The following is a 9,529-nucleotide window of genomic DNA, read 5'->3' on the forward strand; positions in this document are numbered from 1 at the left end:
GCAGGGTCGTCACTTCGACAGGGCCTCGGTGAGCACCTGCTCGGGCACGGCGCCCGCGGCGACCCGGCCGTCGTCGGTCAGGATCGCACTGGCCACCGCCGTGGTGACCAGGCGCCCGCTGCCCCAGGACCCGCTGACCGGGGTGCCGAGCCGCGACAGGTCCGGCGTCCCCTGCGGCGCCTGCTCCGGCGCGGGCCGCTTCGCGATCACGACCGTGTCCCACCCGTCGCCGACGACGGTGGGCGCCGCGCCGGCCGGCTTCCCGCCCGGGGTCCGGTCGCCCTGCGGGGCGTCCTTCACGGTGGTGCCGGGCGGCGGGGTGAAGGTGAACAGCGACGGGTCCTGCGGGCCGAACGTGAGGTCGGTGAACCCGACCTCGAAGGCCGGGTCGGCCGAGCCGGTGGCCAGGACGGTGAGCCGCAGCGGGATCCGCTTCTCCGAGTCGACGGCGATCCGGACCTCGCGCAGCAGCGTGCGCTCGGTGGGCTTGGGCGCCAGGACCAGCTCGTACGCGGGGCGGCCCGCCACCTCCGCCGTACCGTCGACGGTCACCGTGCTGGTGGTGCGCAGCTCGGTGATCGCGTCGGCGGCCGAGCGGGTCGGGTCCGCGGCCTCGGGCCGGTGCTCGCCCGGCGTGACGGCCTTCTTCGTGGCCGTGCGGTCCGTGGAGTCGTAGGACCAGGCGGTAGTCCCGTCGGACACCAGTGTCTTCTCCCCCTGGTCCGACGGCAGCGCGACCCGGCCCTTGCCCGTCCCGTCCGACCAGACGCGGGCCTCCTTGGTGCCGTTCGCGAGGTCCGGGGCACCCGGGATCGCGGGCAGGCCGAGCGCGTTGTCCAGCTCGACGGTGCCGTTCAGCGGTCCGGGGTCCGCCTTCTCGACGGAGGCCACGAGGTCCTCCGGGGAGACCGGCGGCAGGTTCGGGGCCGCACCCGCGCCGGCCGGCATCGCCACCAGTCCCAGGCCGACCGCACCCGCGATCGCCATGCCCGTCCCGATCCGGGCCCAGAGCCGTCCTGCCGTTCCCACTGCCATGCCGGTAAGCCTGACGCATGGGGGCTGAGAGAGGTCTCAACCGGACACCCCGCCGCTGAGAGTCGACTGAGCGGGGCGTGCGGGGCGGGCAGCAAAGCTGAGGTCGGGGGCCGCGCCCGGCGGTAGGTTGTCGACGATGGCCAGGGTGTTGGTGGTGGACGACGAGCCCGGGGTGCGCACGGCGCTGGCCCGCGGGCTGACCGCCGAGGGGATGGAGGTCGTCGCGGTCGGCGACGGCAACTCCGCGCTGCGCGCCGCGCTGACCGGCGGTTTCGACGCCGTCGTGCTCGACATCATCCTGCCCGGGCTCTCGGGCTACCGGGTTCTCGAGCGGATGCGCGCCGCCGGCGTCGACACCCCGGTGCTGATGCTGTCGGCCAAGGACGGCGAGATCGACCAGGCGGACGGGCTGGACCTGGGCGCCGACGGCTACCTCGTCAAGCCCTTCTCCTTCGTCGTCCTCGTGGCGCAGCTCAAGGCGATGCTGCGCCGCCGCGACGCCGCGCTCGGCCGCTCCGGGCAGCGGGTCCGGCTCGGCGGCCTCGTCGTCGACCCGTCGTCGCGGTCGGTGACCTGGGAGGACGCGCCGGTCGAGCTGTCGCCGCGGGAGTTCGAGCTGCTGCACGCGCTCGCCCGCAGGCCCGACACCGCCGTGGCCAAGGACGAGCTGCTGCGCCTGGTCTGGGGTGACGAGCAGGCCGCGAGCCGCAACGTCGTCGAGGTCTACGTGGGGTACCTGCGCCGCAAGCTCGACGCCGTCGGCGCGGGACACGTGCTGCGCACCGTCCGCGGGCACGGGTACCTCGTCGGATCGGGCTGACGGGTGTTGCGGCGCCGGTTCGCCCGCGGCCTGGCGCGCTCGCGCGCCCTGCGGATCCGCGGCTGGTGGCGGCGCCGGACCCTGCGCTTCCGGATCACCACCGCGGTCGGCGCGGTCGCGCTCGTCGCGCTGCTCGCGCTGAGCCGGCTCGGGGTGAACCTGCTGTACACGACGCTGATCGCGGCGGCGGACAACGAGCTCCACACGCAGGCCGGGGTCGTCGTGACGCGCCTGGAGCAGGGCGGGGCCGTCGCGGACCCGGCCACCCCGCCGTCGATCCGGATCACCGACAGCGCGGGCACGCCGGTCGACGGGCGGGGGCCGCTGCCGATGACCGCGCGCGACGTCCGCGACCTCTCCGCCGGGCGGGCCGAGAACGTGTTCCTCGACGGCACCGCCGTCCGTTGGGCGGCCGACCGGGCGATCCTGCCCGACGGCTCGACCCGGCTGGTGTTCGCCTCGGGCGACCTCGTCGGCGGCGCGACGCTGCTGGCCCGGGCGGCCGTCGGGTTCGTCGTGGCGGCACTGCTGGCGGCGGCGGTCGTGGCGCTGGGGGCCTGGGTGGCCACGCGGGCGGCGCTGCGGCCCGTCGACCGGATGCGGGCGGCGGCCGCCGCGCTCCCGCCCGGACGGCGGCTGCCGGTCCCCGCGGCGCACGACGAGCTGCGCGCCCTCGCCGAGGAGATGAACTCGCTGCTCGCCCGCCGGGACGACGCCGCCGCCCGGCTCGAGCGGTTCACCGGCGACGCGGCCCACGAGCTGCGCTCCCCGGTCGCCGCGATCCGCGCGCAGGCCGAGGTGGCGGTGGCGCATCCGGACCCGGCGCTGGCGGAGGAGACCCTGCGCGAGGTCGCGGTCGAGGCCCAGCGGCTCTCCGGGCTGCTCTCCGACCTGATGGCCCTGGCCCGTGCCGACGCCGGGCAGCGGCCCGAGCCGGAGCCCGTCGACCTGGTCGAGGCCTCGCGCGCGGCGATCGACCGGGTCACCGACGGGCCGGCGCCGGAGCTGCTCGCGCCGGGCGTCGCACTGGCCGCGGCCGGGCCCGCCGAGGTCGCGCTGGTGCTCGACAACCTGCTCGGCAACGCCGCCCGCTACGCCGCGACCCGCGTCCGGATCGAGGTGCTGCCGGCGGGCCGCGTCACCCGGCTCGCGGTGTCCGACGACGGCCCGGGCATCCCCGAGGCGGACCGGGTGCGCGTGTTCGACCGGTTCATCCGGCTGTCCCAGGAGGCAGGCGGTGGGCACGCCGGGCTGGGGCTGGCACTGGTCGCGGCCCTGGTGCGCGGGCGCGGCGGCGAGGTGTCCGCGGGCGCGTCGGCGTGGGGCGGGGCGCGGCTGGAGGTGCGCTGGCCCGCACCGTGAGGGCCGGTCTGGAACGATCCCGGTCGTGCCCGTGGAGAGCTGCTCGACCCTGATCGCGGCGCCCCGCCGGGCGGTCGCCGGCGTGGTGCGGGACGGCGCGGCGGCCGAGGAGTCGCTGCGGGAGGCCGGGCACCGGTACTCCGCGGCCGTCCGGCTGCTGGTGCCCGGAGACGAGGTGCTGCTCGACGCCCGGCTCGCTCCTGGCGTCCGGCTGCCCTACCGCTCGCGGATCCGGACCGTCGGCGTCGACGGGATGGTGTCCGAGCTGGTCGGCGGCCTGGCGAAGGGCCTGGTGCACACGACGACCCTCGCCGACCGGCCGGACGGGACGGTGATGCGGGACGAGATCCGGTGGCGGTCGCCCTTCGGCGTGGTCGGCCGGATCGGGGACGCGATCCTGGTGCGCCGGCTGATGCGGGACATGCTCGCCGCCCGCTCCGCCGTCTACCGGCGGCGGGCCGAGGAGCTGGCCGCGGCGCCCGCCGTCGTCGGGGCGGCGGTCGTGCGCGACGGGGCGGTGCTCGCGGCGCAGCGGTCGCGGCCGGCCGCGCTGCGGGGCCGGTGGGAGCTGCCGGGCGGGCGGGCCGAGCCGGGCGAGTCGGAGCCGCAGGCGCTGGCCCGCGAGTGCGCCGAGGAGCTCGCCGCGCAGGTCGAGGTGGGGGAGCGGGTGGGCACGGACCTGCCCGTGACGACGCCCGGCGGGGCCCTGGTGCTCCGGATGTACGCCGCCGCGCTGCACCCGGACTCGCCGGAGCCCAAGGCGCTGGAGCACCTCGCGGTGCGCTGGCTGCGGGAACGGGAACTGCCCACCGTCGCCTGGGTCGACGCGGACCGCGCCGTGGTCGCGGACCTGGAGGCCCTCCTCCGCGCCACGTGAGCGCAGGAGGGATCCCCCGGCACGGGAGCCCAGCTCTGTGCGCGTTATGGATCCATAACGCGCTCTTGGGGCGGTTGCGGAAGCGTTGTGGATCCTTACTGCGCTCCTGGGGTGGTTCCGGAAGCGTTGTGGATCCATGACGCGCTCTTGGGGCGGGTGCGGGAGCGTTGTGGATTCCTACTGCGCTCCCGGCGCGGTTGCGGAAGCGTTGTGGATCCATGACGCGCTCCTGGGGCGGTTGCGGGAGCGTTGTGGATCCTTACTGCGCTCCTGGGGTGGTTGCGGGAGCGTTGTGGATCCTTACTGCGCTCTTGGGGTGGTTGCGGGAGCGTTGTGGATCCTTACTGCGCTCTTGGGGTAATTGCGGGAGCGTTGTGGATCCTTACTGCGCTCTTGGGGTGGTTGCGGGAGCGTTATGGATCCCTACTGCGCTCCTGGGGCGGTTGCGGGAGCGTTGTGGATCCATGGTGCGGATCTTCGGGGGAACGGAACCGGGGCGGGCGGGCTTCCGTCGAAACCGGGCATGGAGCCGATCACGCACCTCGACCCCGTCCCTCCCACCGGCGACCCCATCCCTCCCACCGGCGACCCCCTCCCTCCCACCGGCGACCCCGTCCCTCCCACCGGCCACCCCACCGCCCGGGCCGCCCTCGCCGCCCTCCTCCGCCGCCAGGCGGGCGTGATCGGGCGGGCCCAGGCGCGGGCGGCGGGCCTCTCCGCCGACGCGATCGACCGGAGGCTCGCGGGCCGGCACTGGGTCCCGCTGCACCCGCGCGTCTACCTCGACCGCACCCACCGGCTGACCGACGAGGCGCGGGTCCGGGCCGCCGTGCTCTGGGCCGGCGACGAGGCGGTGCTGAGCGGGCTGGCCGCCGCCTGGTGGCACGGCGTGGCACCGGCCCTCGGCGGCGAGATCGCCGTGACCGTGCCGCGCCGCCGGTCGCCCCGCAACCGCCCGGGCGTCGCCGTCCGCCGCCGCGACCTCGCCGGCGACGACCGCGCGAGCAGACACGGCGTGCCGGTCACCGCGCTGCCGCTCACCGTGCTGGAGGCGGCGGTCGAGCTGGGCGCCGCGGGCGGCCCGTTCCTGGACCGCGCGCTGCAGGCGCACGTCGGGTTCGCGGAGGTGGCGCGGGCCCACACGCGGAACCCGGGCGCCGCCGGCGCCACCGCGGCCCGCGCCGCGCTGGCCGCGACCGCCGAGCGTGCGGGGTCGGCGGCCGTCCGGTTGCTGGTGTCGCGGCTGCGGGAGGCGCGGCTGATCGGCTGGCGCACCGAGCACCCGGCGGCCGGCGTGGTGCTGCCGGTGGCGTTCCCGCAGGCTCGGGTGGCCGTGGAGGCCGAGGGCTGGGCGCACCCCCTCGGGGCGGAGGCGCGGCGGCGCACGCTCTGGCGGCGCGGCGTGCTGGCCCGGGCGGGCTGGACGGTGCTGACCTGCCGGTGGCACGACCTCGCGAGCCGGCCGGACGCCGTGCTGGGGGAGATCGGCCTCGCCGTCACGCTCGGCCGGAGGGTCGGATGACGGGTGGCGGCGGCGTGGATCACGGTGTGACCTTGGTCATCGGTTCCCGGCGTGCCGCCGCCGGGTCCGGACACCGCTGCGATGTCCGAGCAGGGAACGATTCAGAGCCTCCCACGGACCGCTCGCCCGCGGCGCGGTGCACCGTCCACGAAGGACGGCCGCGCCCCCGCGCAGGCCCGCGACCTCAGTAGATGCGCGCGGCCTTGACCGCGCGCGTGTACTCCTTGCCGCTCAGTCCCTGGGCGTCGATCTTCTTCAGCCGCAGATGGACGACCGGGCAGCTCTTGCACCGCTTCGGCTTCGACCGGCAGCACTTCTTCTTCACCTTGGCCATCGTGAGGGAAGCCTAGGCTCACCACTCGGGAAGGTCCAGGCCTCTCGCGCGTTACCGTGAAGCGTGACCTCAGTTGTTTCCGCGCTCGCCGACGCCCCGCAGACCGCCGACCGCGGCCTGCCCGACGGCGTGCGCGCGCTGCGCAACGTGGCGATCGTCGCGCACGTCGACCACGGCAAGACCACCCTGGTCGACGCGATGCTGCGTGCCTCCGGCGCCTTCGGCGAGCGGGCCGAGCCGGTCGACCGGGTCATGGACTCCGGCGACCTGGAGCGCGAGAAGGGCATCACCATTCTCGCCAAGAACACCACCGTGACCTGGCAGGGCGTCACGATCAACGTGATCGACACCCCCGGCCACGCGGACTTCGGCGGCGAGGTCGAGCGCGGCCTCTCGATGGTCGACGGCGTGGTGCTGCTCGTGGACGCCTCCGAGGGCCCGCTCCCGCAGACCCGTTTCGTGCTGCGCAAGACCCTCGCGGCCGGCCTGCCGGTGATGCTCGTGGTCAACAAGACCGACCGGGCCGACGCCCGCATCGAGGAGGTCGTCGACGAGTCCCTCGAGCTGCTGCTCGAGCTCGCCGACGAGCTGGGCCTCGACGAGGACCAGACCGCCCACCTGCTCGACCTGCCGGTCGTCTACGCCTCCGGCCGTGCGGGCCGCGCCTCCCGCAACCGTCCCGCGGACGGCGAGCTGCCGGACTCCGAGGACCTCCAGCCCCTGTTCGACGTGCTGTTCGACGTCGTCCCGGCGCCGAAGGACGACCCGTCCGCGCCGCTGCAGGCGCACGTGACCAACCTCGACGCGACCAGCTTCCTCGGGCGTATCGCGCTCTGCCGCGTCCGTGCGGGTGTGCTGCGCCGCGGCCAGCAGGTCGGCTGGTGCCAGGCGGACGGGACCGTCACCCGGGTCAAGATCACGGAGCTGCTGCGCACCGAGGGCCTGCAGCGCGTGCCGGCCGAGGAGGCCGTGGCCGGCGACATCGCGGCCGTCGCGGGCATTGCGGACGTCATGATCGGCGACACGCTGGCGGACCCGGAGAACCCGGTGCCGCTGGAGCGCATCCACGTCGACGAGCCGGCGATCTCGATGACCATCGGCATCAACACGTCCCCGCTGGTCGGTCGGGACCCGAAGCCGGGGCAGAAGCTGACCGCCCGCCAGGTCAAGGGCCGGCTGGACGCCGAGCTGGTCGGCAACGTGAGCCTGCGCGTGCTGCCCACCGAGCGCCCGGACACCTGGGAGGTCCAGGGCCGCGGCGAGCTCGCGCTGGCGATCCTCGTCGAGACCATGCGCCGCGAGGGCTTCGAGCTCACCGTGGGCAAGCCCGAGGTCGTCACGAGGACGATCGACGGCAAGCTGCACGAGCCGTTCGAGAACCTCTCGATCGACGTGCCGACCGACTCGCTCGGTGCCGTCACCCAGCTGCTCGCCGCCCGCAAGGGCGAGATGATCCAGATGGTGCACGGCGAGAACCGGGTCCGCCTGGACTTCCGGGTCCCCTCCCGGGGTCTGATCGGCTTCCGCACCGAGTTCCTCACGATCACCCGCGGCGCGGGCATCGCCAGCCACGTGTTCGACGGCTACGGCCCCTGGGTCGGCGAGATCTCCAGCCGGCTGCGCGGCTCGCTGATCGCGGACCGCTCCGGCCCGGTGACCGGCTACGCGGTCGACGCGCTCTCCGACCGCGGCGTGCTGTTCGTCGGCCCGGGCACCCAGGTCTACGAGGGCATGGTGATCGGCGAGTACACCCGCAACGAGGACCTCGAGGTCAACATCGTGCGGGAGAAGAAGCTCACCAACATGCGCAAGTCGACGGGCGACGAGCTGGTCAAGCTCACCCCGCCGACGATCCTCACCCTGGAGCAGAGCCTCGAGTTCTGCGCCAACGACGAGTGCGTCGAGGTCACGCCGGAGAACGTCCGGATCCGCAAGGTCGAGCTCGACTCGCACCTGCGCGGCCGGCAGCGCGCCCGGGCGAAGGCCGCCGCGGCCGGCGTCTCGCGCTGACCTTCTCCTCCCGCCGGGCCGGGCCCCACACCGCCGCGCCACGTCGCCGGTGCGACGATGGCGGGCAGGCGGGCCACCCGGCCCGCGCGGCGGGGGAGGCCATGTGACCGGCTGGGGGCGCAGGACGCTGCTCGTCCTGGGCGCATGCCTGCTCACCCTGGCCGCGGCGTGTACGAACGCCCCGGTGGTGCAGCCCGCCCCGCCGCAGCCGGCGCCCCCGCCGACGGCCGTCCGGGCGACCGAGGTCGTCGTCGGGGTGGACGACCTCGGCGCGGGCTTCAACCCGCACCTGCTGGCCGACCGCTCGCCCGTCACCCAGGCCCTGTCCACGCTGGTGCTGCCGTCGGTCTTCCGGCCCGACGCCTCCGGTGCCCTGCAGCTCGACCGCACGGTCGCGACCAGCGCCGAGGTCACCTCGACCAGCCCGTTCACGGTGAGCTACGAGCTCAACGTGCAGGCCTCGTGGTCGTCGAACTCGCCGATCGCCGCCGAGGACTTCGTGTACCTGTGGCAGCAGATGCGCAGTCAGCCCGGCACGATCGACGCCGAGGGGTACCGGCACGTCACGGACGTCCGGTCGCGGGCCGGCGGCAAGGCCGTCGACGTGGTGTTCGACGAGCCGTACCCGCAGTGGCAGCACCTGTTCGGCGGGCTGCTGCCCGCGCAGATCCTCAAGGACGCGCCCGGGTCGTGGAGCGGCGCGCTGCAGGGCGGGCTGCCCGCGTCGGGCGGGCCTTTCCGGGTCGTGACGGTCGACCGGGCGCGCGGCGAGGTCACCCTCGCCCGCAACGACCTGTACTGGGCCACCCCCGCCACCCTCGACCAGATCGTGCTGCGCCGGATGGGGCCGCAGACCCTGGCCGAGGGGCTGCGCGTCGGCGACGTCGACGTCGCGATGCCCACCTCCGCGCCGGAGGTCACGAAGGCCCTCGCGCCGCTCGGGGGCGCGATCACGACCGCGCCCGCGCCGCGCGCGACCGTCACGGACCTCGCGCTGCGCTCGGACTACGGGCCGCTGTCCGACGTGCGGGTGCGCCAGGCCGTCGGCGCGCTGCTCGACCGCGAGAAGATCCGCGCCGCGGTGGCGCCGGACGCCCTGCCCGCCGACGCCTTCGGCCTCGCCCCGTCGCAGCAGGGGTACGCCGCGACCGCCCCCGCGGGTGCGCCGGCCCGTCCCGACCCCGCCACCGCCGAACGGCTGCTCACCGAGGCCGGCTACACCCGCGGTGCCGACGGGGCCTGGGCCCTCGGCAACACCCCGCTCGGCATCGTGGTGGCCGCCGGCGCCGAGCGCGGCACGGACGTCGACGTGGCCGAGGCCGTGGCCGACCAACTGCGCGCCGCCGGGATCGAGGTGCAGGTCGTCGCGCCGCCCGCGGCCGACCTGTTCACCCAGCGGGCGGTGGCCGCCATCCCGCCCACCACGACGACCACACACCGCCCTCCTCGGTGAGCGGCGCCGCCACCCCCACCCCGAGCGCGGCCCCGACGACCGCGCCGGGCACACCCGCGGCAACCCCCCCCCCCCCCCCCCCCCCCCCCCCCCCCCCCCCCCCCCCCCCCCCCCCC

At 75.6% G+C, this 9,529-nt stretch carries 8 protein-coding genes; 6 read left to right on the plus strand and 2 right to left on the minus strand.

Features of this window, described 5'->3' with window-relative positions; all coding sequences use genetic code 11:
• Window positions 1-9 precede the first annotated feature (9 nt).
• Window positions 10-1,035, minus strand: coding sequence for a LolA family protein (locus tag LWC35_RS20805; protein WP_232871843.1), 1,026 nt, complete (start codon window positions 1,033-1,035; stop codon window positions 10-12).
• Between the two features lie 136 nt (window positions 1,036-1,171).
• Here LWC35_RS20805 and LWC35_RS20810 point away from each other — a divergent pair, with 136 nt between their 5' ends.
• The 4 genes from LWC35_RS20810 to LWC35_RS20825 all read left to right on the plus strand — a co-directional run bounded on the left by LWC35_RS20810 (window position 1,172) and on the right by LWC35_RS20825 (window position 5,616).
• Window positions 1,172-1,855 (plus strand): response regulator transcription factor, encoded by a 684-nt coding sequence (locus LWC35_RS20810; RefSeq protein ID WP_232871844.1) that lies wholly within the window; start codon window positions 1,172-1,174, stop codon window positions 1,853-1,855.
• A gap of 3 nt (window positions 1,856-1,858) precedes the next feature.
• Window positions 1,859-3,217 (plus strand): sensor histidine kinase, encoded by a 1,359-nt coding sequence (locus LWC35_RS20815; RefSeq protein ID WP_232871845.1) that lies wholly within the window; start codon window positions 1,859-1,861, stop codon window positions 3,215-3,217.
• A 25-nt stretch (window positions 3,218-3,242) separates the two neighbouring features.
• Window positions 3,243-4,094 carry an NUDIX domain-containing protein gene (locus LWC35_RS40385; protein WP_308194615.1) on the plus strand — a complete coding sequence of 284 codons (852 nt, stop codon included), beginning with the start codon at window positions 3,243-3,245 and terminating at the stop codon, window positions 4,092-4,094.
• Between the two features lie 523 nt (window positions 4,095-4,617).
• Window positions 4,618-5,616, plus strand: a complete 999-nt coding sequence (locus LWC35_RS20825; RefSeq protein WP_232871846.1) for an endonuclease domain-containing protein — start codon at window positions 4,618-4,620, stop codon at window positions 5,614-5,616.
• A 184-nt stretch (window positions 5,617-5,800) separates the two neighbouring features.
• Here LWC35_RS20825 and LWC35_RS20830 read toward each other — a convergent pair whose 3' ends face one another.
• Window positions 5,801-5,941: a hypothetical protein gene (locus LWC35_RS20830; RefSeq protein ID WP_232871851.1), complete on the minus strand. Its 141-nt coding sequence runs from the start codon at window positions 5,939-5,941 to the stop codon at window positions 5,801-5,803.
• Window positions 5,942-6,067: 126 nt separating this feature from the next.
• Between LWC35_RS20830 and typA the strand changes: the two genes are divergently transcribed.
• Complete coding sequence (gene typA / locus LWC35_RS20835) at window positions 6,068-7,960, plus strand: translational GTPase TypA (RefSeq protein ID WP_232871850.1); 1,893 nt, start codon at window positions 6,068-6,070, stop codon at window positions 7,958-7,960.
• Between the two features lie 103 nt (window positions 7,961-8,063).
• Window positions 8,064-9,413 (plus strand): ABC transporter family substrate-binding protein, encoded by a 1,350-nt coding sequence (locus LWC35_RS20840; protein WP_232871847.1) that lies wholly within the window; start codon window positions 8,064-8,066, stop codon window positions 9,411-9,413.
• The last annotated feature ends 116 nt before the right edge of the window (window positions 9,414-9,529 follow it).

It is taken from the genome of Pseudonocardia kujensis (assembly GCF_021283305.1).
GTDB classification, from domain to species: domain Bacteria; phylum Actinomycetota; class Actinomycetes; order Mycobacteriales; family Pseudonocardiaceae; genus Pseudonocardia; species Pseudonocardia kujensis.